General features: G+C 42.9%; 18 protein-coding genes and 1 tRNA gene. 10 read left to right on the top strand and 9 right to left on the bottom strand.

The window, feature by feature from the left end; genetic code table 11:
- The first annotated feature begins 52 nt into the window (after positions 1-52).
- The 9 genes from Q0Q74_RS01580 (at position 53) to Q0Q74_RS01540 (ending at position 14,540) form a co-directional block, all read left to right on the top strand.
- On the top strand, positions 53-2,215 hold the full coding sequence (locus Q0Q74_RS01580; protein WP_294427846.1) for a hypothetical protein: 2,163 nt from the start codon (positions 53-55) through the stop codon (positions 2,213-2,215).
- 66 nt (positions 2,216-2,281) lie between these two features.
- Positions 2,282-3,211: a starch-binding protein gene (locus tag Q0Q74_RS01575; RefSeq protein WP_294427843.1), complete on the top strand. Its 930-nt coding sequence runs from the start codon at positions 2,282-2,284 to the stop codon at positions 3,209-3,211.
- Positions 3,212-3,267: 56 nt separating this feature from the next.
- Positions 3,268-5,262: an alpha-amylase family glycosyl hydrolase gene (locus Q0Q74_RS01570; protein WP_294427841.1), complete on the top strand. Its 1,995-nt coding sequence runs from the start codon at positions 3,268-3,270 to the stop codon at positions 5,260-5,262.
- Positions 5,263-5,291: 29 nt separating this feature from the next.
- The gene (locus Q0Q74_RS01565; protein ID WP_294427839.1) at positions 5,292-6,221 is read left to right on the top strand and encodes a sugar ABC transporter permease; all 930 of its coding nucleotides are present in this window, start codon (positions 5,292-5,294) and stop codon (positions 6,219-6,221) included.
- An 18-nt stretch (positions 6,222-6,239) separates the two neighbouring features.
- On the top strand, positions 6,240-7,130 hold the full coding sequence (locus Q0Q74_RS01560; protein ID WP_294427837.1) for a carbohydrate ABC transporter permease: 891 nt from the start codon (positions 6,240-6,242) through the stop codon (positions 7,128-7,130).
- A 26-nt stretch (positions 7,131-7,156) separates the two neighbouring features.
- Entirely contained in the window at positions 7,157-8,731 is a 1,575-nt protein-coding gene (locus Q0Q74_RS01555; RefSeq protein ID WP_294427836.1) for an extracellular solute-binding protein, read from the top strand.
- 8 nt (positions 8,732-8,739) lie between these two features.
- Positions 8,740-11,133: a TIM-barrel domain-containing protein gene (locus Q0Q74_RS01550; RefSeq protein ID WP_294427834.1), complete on the top strand. Its 2,394-nt coding sequence runs from the start codon at positions 8,740-8,742 to the stop codon at positions 11,131-11,133.
- Positions 11,134-11,187: 54 nt separating this feature from the next.
- Complete coding sequence (locus Q0Q74_RS01545; protein ID WP_294427833.1) at positions 11,188-13,095, top strand: glycoside hydrolase family 13 protein; 1,908 nt, start codon at positions 11,188-11,190, stop codon at positions 13,093-13,095.
- A gap of 77 nt (positions 13,096-13,172) precedes the next feature.
- A complete protein-coding gene (locus tag Q0Q74_RS01540) occupies positions 13,173-14,540 on the top strand; it encodes a TrpB-like pyridoxal phosphate-dependent enzyme (protein ID WP_294427832.1) in 1,368 nt (455 codons plus the stop codon).
- 56 nt (positions 14,541-14,596) lie between these two features.
- On the opposite strand, the gene Q0Q74_RS01535 is transcribed toward Q0Q74_RS01540, so the two are convergent.
- The 4 genes from Q0Q74_RS01535 to Q0Q74_RS01520 all read right to left on the bottom strand — a co-directional run bounded on the left by Q0Q74_RS01535 (position 14,597) and on the right by Q0Q74_RS01520 (position 18,887).
- Positions 14,597-15,694, bottom strand: a complete 1,098-nt coding sequence (locus Q0Q74_RS01535; protein WP_294427830.1) for an AI-2E family transporter — start codon at positions 15,692-15,694, stop codon at positions 14,597-14,599.
- Positions 15,695-17,023 carry a serine--tRNA ligase gene (serS, locus tag Q0Q74_RS01530; protein WP_294427828.1) on the bottom strand — a complete coding sequence of 443 codons (1,329 nt, stop codon included), beginning with the start codon at positions 17,021-17,023 and terminating at the stop codon, positions 15,695-15,697. It lies immediately after the preceding gene.
- A 221-nt stretch (positions 17,024-17,244) separates the two neighbouring features.
- Entirely contained in the window at positions 17,245-17,883 is a 639-nt protein-coding gene (locus Q0Q74_RS01525; protein WP_294427827.1) for a non-canonical purine NTP pyrophosphatase, read from the bottom strand.
- Positions 17,884-17,927: 44 nt separating this feature from the next.
- Positions 17,928-18,887 (bottom strand): hypothetical protein, encoded by a 960-nt coding sequence (locus Q0Q74_RS01520; protein ID WP_294427826.1) that lies wholly within the window; start codon positions 18,885-18,887, stop codon positions 17,928-17,930.
- Here Q0Q74_RS01520 and Q0Q74_RS01515 point away from each other — a divergent pair.
- Positions 18,871-19,116 (top strand): hypothetical protein, encoded by a 246-nt coding sequence (locus Q0Q74_RS01515; RefSeq protein WP_294427825.1) that lies wholly within the window; start codon positions 18,871-18,873, stop codon positions 19,114-19,116. The genes Q0Q74_RS01520 and Q0Q74_RS01515 overlap by 17 nt on opposite strands.
- A 16-nt stretch (positions 19,117-19,132) precedes the next feature.
- On the opposite strand, the gene Q0Q74_RS01510 is transcribed toward Q0Q74_RS01515, so the two are convergent.
- The 5 genes from Q0Q74_RS01510 to nrdR form a co-directional block, all read right to left on the bottom strand.
- The gene (locus Q0Q74_RS01510; RefSeq protein ID WP_294427824.1) at positions 19,133-20,113 is read right to left on the bottom strand and encodes a bifunctional oligoribonuclease/PAP phosphatase NrnA; all 981 of its coding nucleotides are present in this window, start codon (positions 20,111-20,113) and stop codon (positions 19,133-19,135) included.
- A gap of 91 nt (positions 20,114-20,204) precedes the next feature.
- On the bottom strand, positions 20,205-20,636 hold the full coding sequence (locus Q0Q74_RS01505) for a hypothetical protein (protein WP_294427823.1): 432 nt from the start codon (positions 20,634-20,636) through the stop codon (positions 20,205-20,207).
- Between the two features lie 45 nt (positions 20,637-20,681).
- The gene (gene argF, locus Q0Q74_RS01500; protein ID WP_294427821.1) at positions 20,682-21,635 is read right to left on the bottom strand and encodes an ornithine carbamoyltransferase; all 954 of its coding nucleotides are present in this window, start codon (positions 21,633-21,635) and stop codon (positions 20,682-20,684) included.
- Between the two features lie 590 nt (positions 21,636-22,225).
- Positions 22,226-22,298, bottom strand: a tRNA-Met gene (locus Q0Q74_RS01495).
- Between the two features lie 73 nt (positions 22,299-22,371).
- Entirely contained in the window at positions 22,372-22,875 is a 504-nt protein-coding gene (nrdR, locus tag Q0Q74_RS01490; RefSeq protein ID WP_294427818.1) for a transcriptional regulator NrdR, read from the bottom strand.
- Positions 22,876-22,893: the final 18 nt, after the last annotated feature.

The following is a 22,893-nucleotide window of genomic DNA, read 5'->3' as shown; positions in this document are numbered from 1 at the left end:
AAGCAGCATACATATACTTTGTTTAGTTTAACGATAAACTAAAGGAGGAAATATGAAAAAGTTTATCACTGTTTTTTCGGCTCTTCTGGCTGCATCTTCTCTTGCTTTTGCGGATGTAAGTGCAAGAATGGCTGATGACGGACAGGTGGAACTAACTTTCTCTTACGCTGATTCTGCTGCGACTTCAGTGTATCTGGTTGGTGATTTTAACGGATGGAACATGGAGTCCGATCCTTGCGTAAAGGAAGACGACAAATGGACTTATGTTCTCAAAGTTCCTGCTGAATCATCTGTAACTTATAAATTTGTTGCTGACGGAAACTGGATTAGTGACAAAAATGCGCCTGACACAAGCGATGACGGCTTTGGTGGCTTGAACGGTGTTGTTTCTGTGACTGGTGATGGAAAAATCGGTAAGCCGCTCCCGAAGGTTAAGCCTCGCGTGCAGAATGTTGAATTCCATACCTGGACGAATATCGGTTTCCAGAATCAGTGGTCTACTGTTGAAAGTGACTCTGACGGATATAAAAATAAAGTAAGTGAAGAATCAGCTGGTCTTGGCTTCAAATCTTACTGGAAATTCTCTGGCAATGTTACTCCGAATGTTCCGATTTTCCTTGAACTTGCGACTGCTGAGAACGAGACTTTCACAAATCTTTATCAGAAGGATGTGCTTTCATGGCATGACGGATTCCGTGATTTGTGGCTCGGTTTCTTCGATCCGATTGCCTATGCAAATGATGCGACTTCTGCAGACCAGAGTGATGACAGCAAGGAGCTTTCTTATCTCGGTCATTTTAAATTCGGTTTTTCTTTCCCGTGGGTAAAATACACGATGGGCTGGAAATATGCTGGCTTGCCTGGTCACACGAATGTTAACTGGACTACAGTAGATCAGGAATGGGAAGCAGGGTATGAAGCTGCCGGCGGTTTTGCTCACCTCGAAACAGGAGACCGCGTTACTTCTTATATCAGTGATTTGACTGGCGGAAATGTAAGGCTTAATGCCGCACTCGCACCGAACAGAACTGCTGACCGAAAAGGCCACCGGTACGGCTTGTATTCATGGCTCAGTGCGACATTGTTCAACAATCATTACCTTGACTTCCAGTACAACGGTGCTTATGGAAATACAAATGAACGGGCTTTTGACGACATCGTTGAGACTGACTTGATTGCAGGCTATAAAGGCTCATTCGGACCTGTGACTTTGAAACTTAACGGACTTGCTAACTTCTATGGAAACAGTCGAAGCACTACTGACAGCAAAAGAGTTGTCCGCTATGACCCGGATTCACCTGATGTAGCTGGCGTTGATTGGGATCCTGAAAACAAGCTTGATAATCTTGCAGGAAATGCAAATCTTACCTTCGACTGGGCACCGTTCCATGTTGTTTTGGGAACAAGATTCCGTGGCTATCAGGCACACATGCTCTATGTAAAAGAAGGCTATCAGGAAGAAGAGCAGGAAAATCAGCTCAGCCGACAGCTTGGACCTGTAAATACTCACAGAATCTTCGCTGATATCGGATATTCGGTTACAAATGATTTTTCACTCGGTGTCGTGCCGTATGTTCAGAAAAATCTTACAAAGGATGAAGAACATTCTTTCTATAAGGATGTGGATAATATTGAGCTTGTCGTTCGTCCTCGTTTCTTCTATGACCTTTCAGGTGCTTTCGGCAGAAAGGCTTCAATCGACGGTTATATTGAAGGTTCTTACATGAGTGCAGATGCAGACAAGTATATCCGTGGTGACCAGACAAAAAATGCAATCCTTAGCGAGGCTGGCCTGCGCTTTGTTCCGCGAAATGATGTTTCTGTGATTTACGGCTTCAACGGAAATCCAAAACACGGCGTTTATTATGCGTCTGCTGTTCAGAATTATGCCCTTCATTCTCTTCTTGCTTCTTTTGATGTTCCGCAGGGTGTTACGCTTATGGCTGGTGCGGGAGTCCGACAGGCATACAGCGGTGTAAAAGATTTTGCTGACACGGGAATTTCACCATGGGGATTTGCGTTCGGCGCTAAAAAAGTGATTGACCGCACCTGGAATGTAACCTTGCATGGTGAATTCAGCTATAACTTTGATCCGTTTGCAGGATTCGGCTCAATGTCAGGAAAATTCTTCCTTCGTGATTATGTCCTTGACCGAAACAATGACTGGTCTGCAAATCTTGCAAAACTCAGAATCGGCGTGAACATCGATTTCTAGTCTTTCGGTTAAGGAAGTGCTGATTAACACTTGAAGAAACAAACACTTTGAATCAGGAGAAAACTAATGAAAATTTTAGGAAAAATGATACTTGGACTTTCCGCTCTGATGTTTGGAAGTTCTATTTTTGCGGCCTGTACGACACAGCACGATGGGGCAGTCGAGGGCGAATTTGAAAGTGACGGAACATCGACTGAAATTGCATTGGACAGTTCAGCGTCAAATTGTTCTGGCTGGGGTGAATTTTATGCGTATGTCTATGTAGACGGCGGTTCAGGCGAGCCTTTGGGCAGCTGGCCAGGAAAAGCAATGAATGCCGCCGGAGACGGAATTTACTCTTTGAGCATGGATGCTTTGGGAGAAGGGCTGACTTACAAACTTATTTACAACAACAACGCTGGCAGCCAGTTTGATGTCGGTTCATTTGTTAAGGGTGATTCGAAGATTTTCAACGCTTCGGGAGACTGGACTGAATGGCACTGGACAAATACACCGGATGAAAATCCTCAGACCGAGCCAGAAGGTGGCAATAAGACAGAGCCTGAAAATCCGCCTGCAGAGCCTGAGCCTTCGGAACAGAATATAGTTCTTCCGGGATATCTTCGTGGCGGTGACGGTATCGGCGGCGATTCAAAGCCATTGACTTTCACTGATATTGAAGACGGAAAAATCGCGGTTTACACATGGAAAGCGGCAGCAAGCGGCTGGGGGGAAGGAGACGGAAACATCGCATTCAAGATTACAGAATATGGTGACTGGAATCAGCATGAAGGAAGCACTGCATACGGTGGAGTTACTTGGTCAGGTTCTTTAAATAGAACTCAAATTGCTGTGGGTTCAGGCTTTGTTGAATTGAAAAAGTGCATGACAGATGAAGAGGCTGTTGCTTCAGATAATATCATCGGTACAGGCTTCACGGTCGGAAATAACTATACGATGACGATAAAAGTTTCGGCAAATGGAACTGTATATCTGAAAATTGCTGAAGCTGAATGATAGATGTTCGGGGAGCTTTTCCCCGAATCTCAATTGCACCTTGACAGGAGGTATTTATGAAAAAGACGAAAATTGCACTGACAATCCTTACTGCGGCTTTGCTTGCCGGATGCAGCACAACTTCTGAATCAGTCAGAAGTGCTAAATCAGAATCGGAATTATTTGAATTTTCCGGGAATCAAAGCTATGTCAGCGCTCATAACGCAAATCCGGCCGATGCGAAAAATCAGGCGGAAGGCTTAAAATCTGAGTGGTGGAAAGAATCTTCTTTCTATCATATCTGGGTAAAAAGCTTTTCTGATTCTGACGGCGACGGATGCGGTGACATCAACGGAATCACACAGAATCTTCCATATATACAGGAAACTCTTGGCTGTGACGGAATCTGGCTTTCACCGATTTTTGACTGCGCCGGTAAAGGAACTTCGGCCAGTACAAACATGCACGGATATGACACAGTTGATTATTACAGTTTGAACAAACTCTTTGGTTCAGAGGCCGATTTGGACAATCTGATTGCAGAATGTCACAAGCGCGGAATGCAGCTGATTTTCGACTTCGTACCGAATCACACTTCTTCTGAGCATCCATGGTTCAAAGATTCGCAGAAAGGCGGTCAGTACAGGGACTGGTACATGTGGAGCGCATCAAAGCTTTCATGGACTCCAATGGGAAATCCGAACACCTGGTTTGAAAACAAAGGCTCTTACTACTACGGTGCTTTTGGTGGCGGCATGCCTGACTTGAATTACCGCAATTATGAAGTTCGCGAAGAAATGAAGAATGTAGTCCGATACTGGCTCAACAGAGGATTTGACGGCCTAAGAATCGATGCCGCAATCTATCTCGTGGAAGAGCAGGGCAAATACGGAAATACAGCGGAAACTCACAAATGGTTCAAGGAACTCCGCGCTGAACTTGACAAATATGAAAGCCCGAAATTCATGATCAGCGAAACCTGGATTGTAAATGACCGTTCCTCTTTGGATGAATATCTTGGTAACGGAACTGAATTCCATGCCGTATTCGATTTTGATCAGGGCACTCCTGTAATTGACAGCATTTCGCGCTCAAAGGACAGCCTTGCTTCGTCAATCCGCGCAAATCCTGCTTCAAATCAGGGCTACGGAACTTTCCTCGGAAACCATGATGAATATGCAGGCCGATTTGCTACGACTTTCGGTTCAGACAGAAAGAAAATCAATCTTGCGACTGCACTTTCGCTTCTCAGACCGACAATTCCGTTCATCTACTATGGAAATGAAATTGGTCAGAAAGAATCAAGCATGGGCGGTGATTTGCGCCTTCGTGGACCTTTCCTCTGGGATATGGCCGAAGAAGAAAAATCTCAGTTCAATTCGACATTGAACCTCAACCACACGATTCTTTCACTCAGAAAAAAATATCCGTCGATTTTTACTGCCGGAAAAGTTAATAAGCTCGCATCTAAGCTGAACTCACTTGTTGCTTATGAGCTTTCTGGCAGCGACGGTTCAATTTTGTGTGTTTACAACCTTTCTGATTCTGCTGTTGCTTCTGCTTCTTTCACTGGGGTTGCACAAACTTCTTCCCTTTCACTTTTGATGGGTGACAGTGAAGCTCCTCTTCCGACTTTCTCTGGAAATTCGGTAACCGTTCAGAATCTTGCTCCGTACGCGTTCAGGGTGTATTTCCTTGGAAAATCGGGCTTGCAGAATCTGTATGATGATGAAGAGTTCGTAAGCAGTGAAAAATATGTTGCGGCAAACGACAAGAGTCCTGTCTACATTCCTGCTGAATCGATGTATCTTCGTGGAAGCATGAATGGCTGGGGTGGAACAAAAATGCGCCGCACTGTAGACAAAAAAACAGGCGATGTCATCTGGATGTGCAATTATACATTTGATGCCGCACAGAACATCGAATTTAAATTCTGCATTAACGACGGTCCGGTCTGGGGTGCAAACTGGGGAACTGCCACAGGTGCAAACCTTTCTTGTTCAGTTGACAAGGGAACTTATCTGTTCCAGTTCAATGAGACAAAACAGACTAATTCTGTTTCAAGACAGTAAAAACTGAAAATCCAGCGTGGAGAAAAACTATGGAATTGAAAACTGACAGCGTAAGAAAAAAGCGGCTTATGGCCCTTAAAAAAAGCATTCCGCTTTACATTCTTCTTGCACCGGCCGTAATCCTGCTCTTTTGCTTTGCATATTTGCCTTTGGGCGGACTTGTTATGGCCTTCAAAAATTACTCACCGGCTCTCGGCATTATAAAAAGTCCATGGGTAGGATTCAGGCATTTTGTGCAGTTCTTTCACTCGTACCAGTTTCTGGTCACGATTAAGAATACGCTCGGAATCAGCATTTACAGCATTCTTGTTGGATTCCCTCTGGCAATAATGCTTGCCCTTATGTGTAATCAGCTGCGTGAAGGTCTTTATAAAAGAACTTTCCAGGTGGTCACATATCTTCCTCATTTCATCTCCACGATGGTAATGTGCGGTATTATTTTGATTTTCCTTTCACCAAGCCATGGTCTTTTCGCCAATATCGCCAGGGCACTTGGGCTTGAATTTCCGAACCTGATGGCAAGTCCTGAAGGATTCAAGCACATCTATGTCTGGAGCGATATTTGGCAGCATCTTGGCTGGGACAGTATCATCTATCTTGCGGCACTCGCCGGAATTGATCCGACTTATTACGAGGCCGCAACGATTGACGGTGCATCTTCACTTCAGAAAATCATTCATATTGACATTCCATTGATTCTTCCTACTGCGATGATTCTTCTTATTATGCGTGCGGGAAGCATTCTTGGAGTAGGTTTTGAAAAAGTCTATCTTCTGCAGAATGTTCAGAACATCATGTCCAGTGAGATTATTTCGACCTATGTTTACAAACTCGGTCTTCAGAGCGCTCAGTACAGCCTTTCAACCGCAGTCGGACTTTTCAACACTGTCGTCAATGTAGTCGTGCTTCTGTTCGTCAACTTCCTTTCAAAGAAGACGACTCAGGCAAGTCTTTTCTAGTCATAAGGAGAATTGAAAATGGCAGTTTTTGTTAAGCGCTCTGTTTCTGATGCCAGATTAAATTTTATATTCAAGGGAATTTCCTTCCTTATGATTCTGGCTGTAATTTATCCGCTGTGGTTCGTAATCGTTGCTTCGTTCAGCAATCCTCAGGACATAGCGAATGGTGAGGTCTGGATTTTGCCTAAACACTGGGATTTGTCCGGTTACAGGGAACTGTTCAAGCAGAAGCAAATCTGGACCAGCTATTTGAACACAATCATTTATACGCTTGTCGGTACATTCATTGCCCTTGCGGTAAACATTCCGGCTGGATACGCAATGTCTCGTCGTGATTTAGTCGGCAGCAAGTGGATTAATGTGTTCTTTCTGATTCCGATGTTCGTAAGCGGTGGTCTTATTCCGACTTACTTTGTCGTCAAGGCATTCGGTCTTCTGGATTCGTTCTGGGTAATGGTGCTTCCATTCTCGGTTTCGACTTACAACATCATCGTTGCCCGTACTTTCTTCAAATCTTCTTTGCCGGAGACTTTGTGGGAGGCGGCTCAGATAGACGGTTGCGGAACTATACGATACTTCTTCCAGTTCGCGCTTCCGCTTTCAAAATCGGTTCTTGCCGTAATCGGACTTTGGACTGCTGTTGGTCTGTGGAATTCCTGGTTCAACGCACTCATCTATCTTGAGCGGGAATCTTTGCAGCCCCTTCAGCTTCTTTTGAGACGGATTCTTATCACAAATCAGTCTCTGCTTGGGGCAGCCACAGGAAGCATGGCACAGGAACTTCGCCGTCTTTCAGACATGATGAAGTATGCGGCGATTGTAATTTCCACGCTTCCAATCATGCTTCTGTATCCTTTCTTGCAGAAGTATTTCAATCAGGGCGTAATGCTCGGTTCAATCAAAGAGTAAGGTTAACACTTATCATGGAGGATTTTATGATGAAAATGAAGAAAAATATCACTGTTATCGCATCAATTATGGCTTTGGGCTTTTTGGCTCTTTCATGTAATGAAAAAACCGCAAAAGTCGAGCAAAATGAAAATGAATTTGAGGTCGCGACTGTTCGCTGGGCAGACTGGGGCGAGGCCTATCACACAGGATTCCCGGACAGTGCCGCAAAGGAAGCCGGGATCGATATTAAATGGAAGACAATCCTGAATTCTGACTGGGGTGACCGTCGTGCCGTCATGCTTGCAGGCGGAGATTTGCCTGACGCATTCATGGGGGCAATCTGTTTTTCTGAGTCGGATGTAATGACTAATGTCGGAACTTTTATTCCTCTTGAAGATTACATCGATGAATACATGCCGAATTTCAAGAAAATCATAAGCGAAGACCCGAAAATGCTTTCTCTTGCAACTTCATCTGACGGACACATTTACGGCCTTCCTTCTAAAAAACCGTGCCGCCCTGTTGTCGCAAATCAGCTTTTCATCAATAAGGTATGGCTCGCTCGTCTTGGTCTTGAAATGCCTCAGACTTACAAGGAATTTGAAGCAGTATTGAAGGCATTTAAAGAAAACGATGCAAATGGAAACGGAAAGACTGATGATGAAATTCCTTACGGAAGGGGATACACCGACCCGGTTATGTTCTTTACGCTTCCTTTTGGAACAACTGTCGGTTCTGACGGAACTTACCTTATGACTTTAAAAGACAATGTGCCTCAGTGGCTTCCTATTGATGAAGGATATAAAAAGGGCGTTCAGTGGATGCACACTTGCTTCCAGAACGGCTTGATTGACCCGGAACTTTTTACCCAGGATGAGTCAATGCGCGATGCAAAACTCATGGGCGCTACTCCTGTTGTCGGTGTTGCCGCAGGCTGGACAGCAGATGCAACTTTCGGGGCAAATGCATGGCAGTATGTTCCGCTTCCACCTCTTCAGGGACCGGACGGAAAAAGATACATTTCATCTGACCCGGAGCACTGGAATTACTCACGATATGAATTCGTTATCACATCTGCATGTAAGAATCCTGAAAAACTTCTTGCCTGGGTCGATAAATTTTACACAGATGACGCTTCAATTCAGAACTTTTACGGCTCATTCGGAATCGGCGTAGACAAAAACGAAGACGGAACATATTCTGTTCTCCCTCCGCAAAACGGTCAGTCAGCAGACACTTACGCCTGGGTAAATTCTCTTCGTGATTTTGGACCAAAATATGTTAAGGATGGATTCAATTCACGAGTCAGTTATCTTGCAGAAAACGGCGATGCGGCTAAACTTGCACTCGACGCTTCTTTCAGCTCGTACGCAACCCCGTCTTATCCGAATGTAAGCTACACTCCAGAGCAAATCAACTCTCTTGCCTTGCTTTACACTGATCTTTCAGCTTATGTTTCGACAAATCAGGCAACCTGGGTCACAAAGGGCGGAATTCTTGAACAGTGGGATTCTTATCTTTCAACACTCAAGGCAATGGGACTTGAAAAATTCCTGAAGATTGAAAACGACGCATTCAATACATACATGCAGAACGCCGCAAAGGCACAGAAAAACTGAGGTAAAAAATGAAGGAACTGTACCGAATCAAAGCGGCCTCTTCCCGCAAAGAAAATATCATCGTCCTCAATCAGTTCAGAATTACGCTTCTAACTCCGTCTCTTGTTCGTCTTGAGACGAGCGAAAAGGGCTGCTTTACTGACGAAGCAACTCAAAAAATCTGGAACCGTGATTTAGGTCCTGTTGATTTCAAAAAAACACTCTCTGAAAGTGAAATTCTTATTGAAACTTCAGAGCTTATTGTCCGCTGTAAGGATGTTTATTCTATGCCTTGCTCTCTTCGTGACAGCGTGGAAATTACACTCAAAAATCCAGCCTGTCGCACAACCTGGCATCATGGCGATAAAATCAAGACTCTGAAGGGAACTGCACGCACTTTGGACAATGCGAACGGTGCCATTCAACTTGAAGAGGGAATTATCTCCCGCTCTGGGCTTTCAGTGCTTGACGACAGCAAAAGTTATCTGATTAATGAAGACGAAACTTTGCGGGCCAGGGAAGACTTTGACGGTACGGACATTTATTTTTTCGGCTATGCTCATGATTATAAGCAGGCCCTCAAGGATTTTCTGATTTTGACTGGCAGACCGCCATTGCTTCCAAGATGGGCATTGGGTAACTGGTGGAGCCGCTATCATCGTTACACTCAAAAAGAATATCTTGATTTAATGAAGGAATTCGAAAAACAGGAAATTCCTTTGAGTGTCGCGATGATTGACATGGACTGGCATTTGACTCAGATTGACCGTGAAATCGGAAGCGGCTGGACCGGCTATTCATGGAACAATGAGCTGATTCCAAATCCAAAAGAATTCCTTGCAGAACTTCATAAACGCAACCTGAAGGTCTCTCTGAATGTTCATCCGGCTGAAGGTGTCGGCCGCCACGAAGAATACTATCACAAGATGAAAAAAGCCCTGAATCTTAAAGATGACGGTCAGAGCATTCCGTTTGATATTACGAATCCCAAATTCGTCGAAGCGTATTTTGAATGTCTGCATTATCCGCGCGAAGAAGAGGGCGTTGATTTCTGGTGGATTGACTGGCAGCAGGGCGAAACCACGAATCTTAAAAATCTGGATCCGCTGTGGCTTTTGAATCATTATCATTTTCTTGATAACGCAAAAGCTTCGGGTCGGCCTTTGATTCTTTCCCGATATTCAGGCGAAGGAAGTCATCGTTATCCGGTCGGTTTTTCGGGTGACACGGTTATTTCATGGGAATCCCTCGCTTTCCAGCCATATTTTACTGCTACGGCGAGCAATGTCGCTTACTGCTGGTGGAGTCATGACATTGGCGGTCACATGCTCGGCTCATACGACGAGGAACTTCAGGTTCGCTGGGTTCAGTACGGCGTATTTTCACCGATTATGCGCCTGCACAGCTCGGCAAGTGAATTCAACCACAAGGAACCGTGGAGATTCGGCGAAACAGAAGCTTCTATTATAAAGCGCTTTTTGTCACTCAGACACGCGTTGATTCCTTATCTTTACACGATGAATGTCCGTTTTTCTTGTGATTTTGAGCTTCCATTGAGACCGTTGTATCATGATTATCCGGATGAAGATGAGGCTTACTGCTTCCCGAATGAGTATTTCTTTGGCTCTCAGCTGATTTCCTGCCCGATAACAAGTCCTGTCAATAAGGATTTGCAGATGGCTTCGGTCAAAGTCTGGATTCCTGAAGGCTCTTACACGGATCTTTTCACGGGAATTACATATTCAGGCAAGAAAAAGCTGACCATGTACCGTTCACTCAAGGATTTCCCTCTTCTCTTAAAAGCCGGTGGAATTTTGCCTCTTGCCTCAAAAAATGAGATAAAGGATTCTGCAATTTCTCTTCCAAAAGAGCTTGAACTTTATGTTGCGCTTGGTGCAAAGGGCAGTTTTACTTTGATTGAAGATGATGGTGAATCTCAGAGTCTTTCTGAGGCAAATTCTGTTCAGACAAAGTTTGAAATTACTGAAGACGGCAAATTCTCTGTTTACAGCCCTGATGGAAACAAAAATCTTCTACCAAAAGACCGCAAATGCACAATTCACTTCCTCAACTGTGATGAAGTTCTTGAGGTGAATCTTGATGCTGGCAAAAAAATGGCCGCAAATGATTACAAATACGATTCTTTAAGGCGAGAGCTTACTTTGAGTATTTCTGTTCCCGAAAGCGGAATGGATTCGGTGAGCCTTTCTACAAGAAAAAATGCTGATGCCGACCGAAAAATGATTCTTTCACGCTGCTTTGATTTACTCGACAAGGCAAAAATCGACTTTTTACGCAAAGAGAAGATTTTCAGCATAATCGAAAAAAATGAAAATGCCGCCGAAATTTGCCAGAAACTTCTTTTTGAGCAGGAAAGTTCTGAATTTATCGAAGCAATCATGGAAAGAATCTGCAACATTTAAGCGAAACGCATCGTTCTTAGGGTGAACGGGCACATTAAAAAATTGAGGAAAAAAATGAAAGAATGGTTAAAAAGTGTTTATAGTGACACGAGCATAAATTTTGTGAGCAATCCGCTTCCAAAGAGGGGCGAGACAATTACTTTTTCAATAAGAATGTTGAAAAACAGCGAGATAAGGGATGTTTTCCTTCGCTCAAAGGAATTTGGCGTTGAAAGCGTGCATTTGATGAAAGAGCAGGAAAGTGAGGGTAGTCTTGCCTATTACAGAGTTTCCCTGCCGATTCGAGATAAAAAGCTCTGCTATCAGTTTTATCTTAGGACAGACGACCAGATTTTTTATTACACCCGATTCAGCCTTACAGATTATATCCCGGATGATTCAGCTGATTTCGTTCTGCTTGCTGATTATGACTATCCGCATTGGGTGAACGACACCGTATTTTATCAGATTTTTCCCGACCGGTTTTGCAACGGAGACAAAAGCCTTGATGTCAAAAAAGGCGAGTACTCTTATCAGGGATTTGAAGCGAGGCCTGCCTCAGAGTGGGGCGAAAAAGCTAAAAAATATGAAGAAGGGAGGAATCTCGACTTTCATAACGGGGATTTGTACGGAATCATCGAAAAACTTGATTACCTGCAGGAACTTGGAATCAACGGAATTTACCTTAACCCGATTTTTCTCTCTCCGTCAACACACAAATATGATGCCCTCGATTATTTCAAAATTGACCCGCATCTTGGTGGGGATGAGGCTCTTGCAAAACTCACGGAGCAAATGCACAAACGCGGAATGAGGCTTCTGCTCGATATTTCAATCAATCACACGAGCAGCAGCGCAAAGTGGTTTAACAAAGATTCTGATTTTTATCCTGCTGATTTTGGAGCATACAATAATCCTGAGAGTGCAGAGCGCAAATTTTATTTTTTTGACAAAGATAATCATTATGATACCTGGTTCGGCGTTCCGACTATGCCGCAGTTGAATTATTCATCAGATGAATTGCGGAAAATCATTTATCGTGATGAAAATTCCGTGCTTAAAAAGTGGCTCAAAAAGCCTTTTGACATTGATGGCTGGAGATTCGATGTTGCTGACTGTTTGGCCCGCAACGAAAAAGCGGATGTTCATGATGAAGTAATCCGTGAAATCCACACAGAACTTAAATCCGTTAAAAAGGACGCATATCTTGTCGCTGAAGAGTGGGGCGACTGCTCTTCTGACTTGCAGGGAGAAGCCTGGGATGCCACTATGAATTATTTTGGCTGTGCAAGAGTTCTCAGAGCCTTTGCCGGTGCAAAAGATTTGTTCCATGAGCGAAACGAGATTTTGGGCCTTCCTGTTAAAAAAATGACGGCACAGCAGTTGAAAGAAAGAATCTGCCAGTTTTATGCAAGGCTTCCCGGTCCGATGCAGTTCCTTCAGTTTAATCTTATCGACAGCCATGATGTAATTCGTCTTCACAATATTTCCTCTGTCAAGGAATCAGGCTTGAAAGCGGCCGTAACAATGCTTTTTACGCTGCCAGGTGCTCCAAGTGTCTATTATGGAGATGAAATCTTTCTTGACGGAAGCGAAGAGTCGATTGATGAATGTCGGTATCCTTTTGACTGGAATTGGGAAGAAAAGCAGAAATCAATCGAAGTCAGGAATTTTTATAAAAAACTGATTCAGCTTCGTCGAAATGAAGAGGCTTTGCGTTCAGGAAGTTTTGCCTTTGTAAGTTCAGAAGATTATGTCGCTGCCTTCGCTCGATTTACAAGAAAAGAAGTGATTTTTACAATCTGTTCCGCTGATTCAGAAAATAGAACGGTTGCATTGCCGCTTTCTTACTTTAATCTCAGGGCGCAAAAAATTAAAAAAGACTGTCTCGGAAAGCAGCTTGAAAGTCGAGTTGAAGGGGATTCTCTCATCGTGGAGATTCCGGCAAACGAAAGCTATGTAATCAAAATGCAGTGCGAGTAGTTTTTTAGTCTTGCTGTATAGGGATTTTAACTGTATAATTGATGTTACTATAAATAGAAATATTTTGGAGAAAATCAATGTCTGAAAAAATCCCTTACAAAATTTATCTTGCTGAAAACGAACTTCCAACATCATGGTATAATGTGCGTGCCGACATGAAGAACAAGCCGGCACCGCTTTTGAATCCCGGCACAGGAAAGCCTTGCACAGCCGAAGAACTTTCTCATGTCTTCTGTGACGAGCTTGTAAAACAGGAACTTGACGATACAACTGCAAATATTCCTATTCCGGCCGAAATCCGTGAGTTCTACAAAATGTACCGTCCTGCTCCTCTTGTGCGCGCTTACTGTCTCGAAAAGAAGCTTGGCACTCCTGCTAAAATCTACTATAAATTCGAAGGTAACAACACGAGCGGAAGTCACAAACTCAATTCCGCAATAGCACAGGCTTATTATGCTAAAAAACAGGGCTTAAAGGGCGTTACGACTGAAACTGGTGCTGGTCAGTGGGGAACGGCTCTTTCAATGGCATGCTCGTACTTTGATTTGGACTGTCAGGTTTACATGGTCAAAGTCTCTTATGAGCAAAAACCATTCCGTCGTGAAGTAATCCGCACTTACGGTGCCAAAATCACTCCTTCTCCAAGCGACACGACTGAAGTTGGCCGAAAGATTTTGGCTGAATTCCCTGGCACTGGCGGAAGTCTTGGTTGTGCCATTTCTGAGGCTGTCGAGGCTGCCACAAAGCAGGAAGGCTACCGCTATGTTCTCGGAAGCGTTTTGAATCAGGTTCTTCTTCATCAGACTGTAATCGGTCTTGAAACGATGACCGCAATGGATAAATACGGAATCAAACCTGATGTAATCATCGGCTGTGCTGGTGGCGGTTCAAACCTTGGCGGATTGATTTCTCCGTTCATGGGCCGAAAACTTCGTGGAGAAGCTGACTATCAGTTCATCGCTGTAGAGCCTGCAAGCTGTCCTTCACTCACTCGCGGAAAATATGTCTATGACTTCTGCGATACAGGCCATGTCTGTCCGCTTGCAAAAATGTACACTCTCGGAAGCGAATTCATGCCTTCACCAAACCATGCGGGAGGCTTGCGATATCACGGTATGAGCTCAATTCTCTCTCAGCTTTACGATGACGGTCTCATGGAAGCACGCTCTGTCGAACAGACAGCTGTTTTTGCGGCAGCACAGGAATTTGCCCGAGTAGAGGGAATCTTGCCTGCCCCTGAATCAAGCCATGCAATCCGCGTTGCAATCGATGAAGCATTGAAGTGCAAAGAAACAGGCGAAGAAAAGACAATTCTCTTCGGTCTCACTGGTACCGGCTACTTCGACATGTACGCTTACAAGGCATTCAACGACGGCACAATGAGCGATTATATTCCGACTGATGATGAAATTGCCGCAAGTCTTGCAAAAACTCCAAAAATCTAAGTCTTGCTAATTGAAATGCAAAAAGAACGGGCGGCATTCTTATGAGTGCCGTTCGCTTAATCTTGTCGTGCAGTTTTGCCGCTTCCCAAAAGAATCCCGATTGGCCGAAGGTAGGAGATGTTTTCGCAGAAAATTTTGATGATTACCATGAGCGGAACTGCGATAATTAAGCCCAAAAAACCCCAGAGCCATCCCCAGAGAGAAAGACTTACAAGAATCACAAAAGGAGAAATTCCAAGATTTTCGCCTTCGATTCTTGGCTCAACCACATTTCCCAAAAAGATATTCATTACTGCAAGAAAAATCGCAAGAAAAATAACAGGAAGGACAGAAGGATAGCACTGCATGAATGCAAAAACCACTGTGAGCCCTGTTGAGATAATTGAACCAAAAGTTGGCACAAAATTCAGCAGAAAAGCAATAAAGCCCCACACGAGCGGAAAGTCAATCCCTGCAACAAGACAGCTGAGAATCATGAGAATTCCAGTCGCAAGTGAAATTAAGAATTTGATTGAAACATAATGCGTTGTATCGATTGCTATTCTGCTCATTATGTCATGAATTTTGGTACTGTTTTCGCTTGAAAAAGCCGTTGAAATCTTGATTTTTATGAATTTCATTTCAAGAAGAAGAAAAATTGAAAAGAGAAGAACCAAAAAAGTACTTTTCATGAAAGAAACAAGCGAATTGGTGAAATTTACAGCAAAATTCTTTAGAAGTGAAAGGATATTAAGCTGATTGCTGATATTTTCGAGAAGAGTCTGATCCTGATTGAAATCGAAGAAAAAATTGAGCAGACTGGAATCTGAATTTGCAGCAAAACTTTCCTGCATTGTACGGTAAATTGTGCGGAATCTTTCTTCGTATTTTGGATAAGACTCCACGATTGACATAAGGCTTGAACTTAAGATGTTTACAAGACCTGAAAAGATGACTAGAAAAGTGGTGTAGACAATCAAAATTCCCAGAAACCAAGGAATTTTGAATTTTGTGTTCAGTTTTCGTATGAAAGGATAAAAAACACAGGCCAGCAGAACTGAGAGGACTACAGGCTTGAAAAAACTCTCCATGAGCTTGAGCAGGAAGCCTGCCAGAACAATGCTCATGAAGATGAGAAAGAAGAAAATGCCTCTCAAAAATCTGCTGTTTTCCATTTATTTTTTTGCCGGATGATAAATCGGATCCTTTTTCTGTGCTTTTGGAACGATTTTGTCGAATCCGCAGTAAGGAACAAGAACTTCAGGAATTGTAACAGAACCGTCTGCATTCTGATAGTTTTCGAGAATTGCAAGCATAGCTCGTCCAACGGCGATAGCAGTTCCGTTGAGCATGTGGACATACTTGTTTTTTCCGTCATCGTCATGATATTTAACATTCAGACGGCGAGCCTGATAATCGGTGCAGTTTGATGTAGATGTAACTTCGCCGTAATCACCTTCCGGATGCTCTTCTGTTGCACGGCCAGGCATCCATGCTTCCAAATCCCATTTTCTGTAAGCTGGTGCGCCCAAATCGCCTGTACAAGTGTCAACGACATGGAAAGGCAAGCCCAGTCCCTCGAAAATTTCTTCTTCAATCAAGCGGAGTTTTTCATGGATTTTGTCTGAATCTTCTGGAAGAGAGTAGACGAACATTTCAACCTTGTCGAACTGATGAACTCGGTACAAGCCTTTTGAGAACTGACCGGCTCCACCTGCCTCTCGGCGGAAACAGTGAGAAAGACCGCAGTAGAAAAGCGGAAGTGATGATTTGTCAAGAATTTCGCCTGCGTGGTAGCCACCCAAAGTGATTTCTGCTGTTGCAACAAGACATGTTCCTTCTTCTTCGATGCAGTATACATTAGATTCGTTTCCACGCGGATTGAAACCAATGCCCTGCAAGATTTCCTGCTTTGCAACATCTGGAGTAATAAAATGTGTGAATCCATGCTTGCGGAGAACACCCAATGCATACATGATAAGTGCCTGTTCAAGGAAAACTGCTTCGTTTTTAAGATAGTAGAATTTCGGACCGCTTACTTTAGTTCCCCGTTCAAAATCGATGATGTCAAGCTCTTCGCCCAAAGTAACATGATCTTTTGGCTGGAAATCAAATTTGCGAGGAGTGCCGACCTTTTTGACCTCAAGGTTCTCGGTATCGAGCTTTCCGATTGGAGTGTCAGGATGGTGCATGTTCGGAATTTGGCGACCTGCTTCATCAAGTTTTGCTTCGACTTCAGCAAGTTCTTTTTCTGCGGCAGTAACATCATCCTTAATCTTTTTGCCTTCTTCGATATATTTTGCACGAGTTTCGGCATCGAGTTTCTGCTTCATTGAAGCTGCATTTTCGTTTCTTTTCTGTTGCAATGCCTGCAGTTTTGTTGTGAGTGCTGTGCGTTCGTCAAACAGTTTTACGACAAGATCTGCATCTGCGACCATATTTCGGTCAGAGATGTTCTTTTTTACTTCATCAAGATGTTCTTTAATAAATCGATAATCAAGCATTTTATTTGTCCTTTTTTTGACGCGGATATAAGCAGATGAACTCAGTTGAAATTTTTGTAATTCAAGTGTATCGGCATTTATCCGTGTTTAATTTTCTCTTCTATTTTATTGATTTGATGAATTTACCGCAACAGGATAATAAGACATGTTTCTAACCCAGTTTTGTCAGAAATCGTCTGCATTATCGCTGTAGTTCTTGCTGCCATTAGATGCTTTTTTGATTAAAAATCGAGCTTTTCAAGAATCTGAGCAATTGCCCTGACAGCTTTTCCTCGGTGCGAGATTTTGTTTTTTTCATCTGCGGAAATTTCAGCAACCGTTTTATTATATTGAGGAAGGAAAACAATTGGATCGTAGCCGAATCCGCCTGTTCCTGCCTGTTTTTCGATTGAAGTAATCAACTCACCCTCAAAGGTTTCCTGTGCGACAAAAAATCTGTCTGGATTTAAAAGAAGGACCATTGCGCATGTGTAGTGACAGGAACGGTCAGAAGAGCCTGTTGCATTCAGTTGTTCAATCAGAAAGCGGTTCTGCTCTTCCTGAGAGATTTTGGTTCCGTCAGGCTTTCCGTGCATGAAGGACGGACCAGCATATCGTGAAGTGAAAATGCCTGGTTCGCCATTCAGCGCGTCAACACAAATTCCTGAATCGTCAGCAATAACTGGTTCATGAACAAGTTCCCAGAGGGCGCGTGCTTTTATCAGTGAGTTTTCATAGAAAGATTTGCCATCTTCAACCGGGTCAAAATTAATTCCATCGTCACTTGGGATTCTAATCTCAAAATCAGGGAGAATTTGCTGCATTTCTGCGCGTTTATGCTTATTGCCAGATGCAAGATAAAGTCGTTTTTTTGAGCTCATTTTTTTTACCTCAGCAAAATCATACTGAATACCATGAATCTTGTCTAGTAGTCTTGTGTATTCTCATTTTCTGGAACATCGTCGGTTCTTTCTTTATTGAAGAATTTTTGAATCCTCAGCCTGTTTGATTCATTTTTTGCGTGGTTAATATAGAAAGAAACAGTTCTTGGTTTTATTCCGATGATTCGTGCGATTTCTTCATTTGAGGGAGAATTTGAACGGATAGAAAGATTTTTGTTATGATTTTCCCATTTTTTCGTTTGATTTGCATATTTCTTTCTTAGTTCTACCAGTCTTTTTTCGTTCGCATTTGGTGCTCTCATCTCCTGCATGTATTTGCGGTGGAAAAAGAACGCATTGTTTCTTTTCTGTATCAAAACCTGGCTTCTTTCATCTTTTCTGGCCATCGATTCTTTCAGTTCTTCAATCGTTTTAAAAAGCACATTTTTCTGGATTCCGGTGAAGTCGCTTATTGATTTTAACATGTCATCGTCGATGTCCTTGCAGGCTTTCATCATAAGGACAAGGGCTGTCAGTTCGGCAATCCTCTTATTGCGTTTGTCCAGCTTACCTAGTTCCTGGTTTGTGATGTCCGAAAATGTCTTGTTTTTTGGGCAAGTTTCGATTTCATCATCCTCTGCGATTTTAATGAGGTATTTTTGGGAATCTTCTTCAAGTTTTGTTTCGAAATAAGCTATTAAGCTCCGTCTTTCTACCTCGTTCATCATCTGATTTTTCAAAAACTGCTTTTTATGATTTGTTATGCAGCCTATTATAAATGTCCTGAAAGTGATTGTTCCCGGTATGAACTTATCAAAGAGTTTTTCGAAGTGTTTTTGCATGAATATAAGCAGGTCGCTTTTCTGATCTTCCGAAAAGTACATAAGTCCGTACCTGTTCGGATTCATGTAAATTTCTTCCCAGATGATTTTTGTGGCTTCCTTTTTTGTAAGTTTGTGTTCCCGTACATATTCAGGTAAATCTTCAATGTCAATCTTTTTCATATTGCCTCCACTTTTATTAAAGCAATATGCGTGCCAAGTCTTAATTATTGAAAAAAAACAGGATTTCCAGCAAAATCCAACAAAAATCCAGCAAAATCCAACAAAAATCCAACAAAAATCCAACAAAAACCAACAAAAACCAACAAAAACCAACAAAAACCAACAAAATCCAACAAAATCCAACAAAATCCAACAAAAAAAGCTGCCCGATGAATGGACAGCTTTCTAATTATCTAGCGTTTAACCTATAGGACTTTCTTGAACTCAGCACAGATTTTTTCGAGGATATCAGGAAGTTTTCCGTCTATGCTTAAACCTGCCGCATTTTTATGGCCGCCACCGCCAAATTTTGCCGCGATCGCACTTACATCAACCTTGTCACGGGAACGGAATCCACATGTGCAGGTAAGTTCTGTATCCTGACGCACAAACAGCACAGCATCAATTCCGTCTACAGAAAGAAGCAGTGAGTATAGTGCATCTGAATCTCTTCCTTCCTGCCCCCATTGCTTTGTATCTTCCATTGTTTCGTATGTGACTGCAAGCCGGTTTCCATAGCGTCGTTCCGTTCTTTCGAGCATTAGTCCGAGAAGTTTTCGTGTAGAATAAGGTTTTCCGCCTGTTATTGCATCATATGTCTTTCGTGGATTTGCTCCTGATTCTACAAGACGAGCTGCCATTCTGAAGACTTCCGCTGAATCAGTGTTTAAGAAACGGAAATAACCTGTGTCCGTTGAAAGACCGAAAAACAAATTCTGAGCTGTTTTTTCAGGGATTTTACCAACAATTTTTTCGTAAAGCTGCTGAACGAGACATGCAGTGGCTGGGGATGTCGGATCGATTATACAGTTTCCTTTTACATCTGCCGTTTTGTGATGGTCGATTATGAATGTATCGAGATTTTTTAAATCGCCGTCTATTTCTCCAAGACGCAGCATTTCCGAACAGTCGAGAATTATAAGTGCAGCCTTTTTACGCTCCGGTTCTGAAAGAAAGGTCATCTGATTTGAGAAGAGCTTTGCGTGAGCGCGGATTTCCTGTCTCTTGAAAGGCCCTGCCGACAAAAGCTGATAGTTTAAGTTCTTTGCTTCGAGTAAATCTCTCATGGCTAGACAACTGTAAATTGCGTCTCCATCAGGGTCTTTGTGTCCGATTACATAAAAAAAATCATGTTTGTTGAGAAAATTGTTGAATTCTGTGATTTTTTCGTCAGAAATAATCTGCATAATAGTTTAATCCTTTGGCATAGAAAAAAATAAGGGCTGTATGAAGCAAGCTCCATTTTACAGCCCTTTTTTGACGGGAAAATGTGTTTTATTAGTAGACGATTTCGAGAGATTCTTTGTCCAAATCGTCAACTTTTACAGTAAGATCTGCAACGCCCCATACTGGAAGTGCTCTTGAAGTTGGGAGTGTGAGGAACACTCGTTCAAATGCACCAGCGCGCTTTACAACAGTCATGTATGGATTCATTCCGTTTGGCAATGCACGGAAGTGAAGTTTTGAGTCTGCTGTCATAGCAGATGAGTACCATTTTTTGGGAATGGTAACTGTACCGACTTCACGATGACCTTTTGCGTACATAACAATGTATGCGTCTTTGTGGTCAAGGACTTTGTAAACCTGTACATTGTGATAAGTGATTTCTGCTTCCTGATATTCATTTTTGTAATGTGATTTATCCTTTGCAGAAACAGAGAACAAAACGCCTATGCCAAGAAGCATTGTCAAGATGAATAATTTTTTCATATAGAATCTCCTTTTTGACCAAATGGTCTTTTGTGTTTCAATGTCCTAGATTAGAGCGAGCATAATAGCCTTGATGGTATGCTTGCGGTTTTCGGCTTCATCCCACACCTTGCTTGCAGGACTTTCGAAAACATCTTCGGTAACTTCCTGCCCAAGAACAGCTGGCAGACAATGCATGAAAATTGTGCTGGTTTTGCCTGTGGCTGCCATGAGTTTTGAATTTACCTGATACGGTGAAAGAAGACGCGTTCGTTCTTCTTTGAGCGATTCTTCGCCCATCGAAACCCATACATCAGTATAAAGGCAATCGGCACCTTTTACAACTGAAATTTGATCAGAAATTTCAATTTTTGCGCCGCTTTTTGCTGCAATTGGAGCGCAGATTTCCTGAATGTCGGCTGGCGGGAAAAGTTCTTTAGGTGAGTAAATCGCAAAATCAATTCCGAGTTTGGCTGAAATAATCATAAGTGAGCGGGCAACATTATTTCGTCCGTCACCACAGAATGCCCATTTTAAGTCTTTGAGAGTTCCAAAATTCTCTTTGAGTGTCATTATGTCTGCAAGTGCCTGAGTAGGATGAAAATCATCCGTGAGCCCGTTGATGACCGGAACTCCTGAAAATTCTGCGAGCTGCTTAACATGCTCCTGTTTAAAACCACGGAATTCGATTGCACTGAACATGCGGCCCAGAACTCGTGCTGTGTCTTTGACACTTTCCTTTCCGCCGAGCTGGATGTCGTCCGTTGACATGAAAACAGGATGACCGCCTTCTTCTCCAAAGGCAGTTTCAAAAGATGAGCGTGTGCGTGTGGAACGCTTTTCAAAAATCAATGCAATTGTTTTGCCCAGAAAACGCTGGTGGACTTCACCCGCATGAGCCTGTTTTTTTACCAGAAATGCGTAATCAAGAATCTGTAAAATCTCTTCCGGCTCCCAGTCAAGCCATGTTAGAAGAGAGCGCCCCTTAAAAGGCGTGTCAAATTTTTCTGCTTGAATCATAAAGTATTCTATAATTAAGATTATTTTTGGTCAATCAGTACCGTTAGTAACTCTCGGTGAGAGCTAGGCTCGAACCGCGCAGAACCTAGCGAACCGGTCGCCAAAGGCGAAGAAACTCGTGAGATGAGTTTCTAGGGGAGTCTCGCTGAGGGCTGTGCTTGAAGCGTAGGTTCAAGTCCGTAGGAAATATACCGTACAAAAGAAAAACCCACGACTTATAAAATAGTTTGTTTAAGTAGGTAGGGGCAATAGGTAGCGAGTCGGTCGCGAAGCGAAAAAACTTGCGAGGCAAGTTTTTAGACGAGTCTCGGTGAAGGCTATGCCTGAACCGCTTGAAGCGTAGGTTCGAGTCCGTAAAAAATATACCGTACAAAAGAAAGCCCCACGACTTATAAAATAGTTTGTTTAAGTAAGCAGGGGGCAATAGGTAGCGAGTCGGTCGCGAAGCGAAAAAACTTGCGAGGCAAGTTTTTAGACGAGTCTCGGTGAAGGCTATGCCTGAACCGCTTGAAGCGTAGGTTCAAGTCCATAAAAAATATATCGTATAAAAAGAAAAACCCACACTATCAAATAGCGTGGGTTCTAAAAAGTAGGGGCAATAGGACTTGAACCTATGACATACGGAATATGAGTCCGGTGTTCTACCAGCTGGACTATGCCCCCAAAAGATGTATCTATTTTATGTAATTGATGGGATAATGTCAAGTGCCTGATGACGAAAAAATTGATTTTTTCTTTATTTTTTTTCGTTTTTTGGCTCTGATTTTACGGATTCACTGTTTTTTGCTTTTTTTAGCTTTTTAACTTCGCTGATGAATTCGTCCAAATTCTCAAAATTTCTGTAAACGGATGCGAATCGGATGTAGGCAACTTTATCCACATCATGAAGCCTTTCGAGAATGATGTCACCGAGTTCAGTAGTTGAAATTTCACGGCTGGACTTGCCCTTCATGAATGCCGCATCTTCTATGTCATTTATAATGTTGTCTTTTGTGCTTGATGAAACTGGTCGTTTTTCAAGTGCGCGTTCGATACCTTTTTCGATTTTTGTGCGGTCAAAGGGTTGTCTTCGGCCGTCACGCTTTACGACCATAAAAGGCTTTTCTTCAATACGCTCATAGCTTGTAAAGCGCATTCCGCAGCTGACACATTCCCGGCGGCGGCGGATAGATTCACCGTTGGCCATTGTTCTTGATTCAAGCACCTTGTCATCAAGGCTTCCGCAATATGGACATCTCATCTTTTTCTTCCTTAATAG

It is taken from the genome of uncultured Treponema sp., from assembly GCF_946187725.1.
Taxonomy (GTDB): Bacteria; Spirochaetota; Spirochaetia; order Treponematales; family Treponemataceae; genus Treponema_D.
The sequence above is the reverse complement of the archived record's forward strand: the minus strand, read 5'-3'. Positions and strand labels throughout refer to the sequence as shown.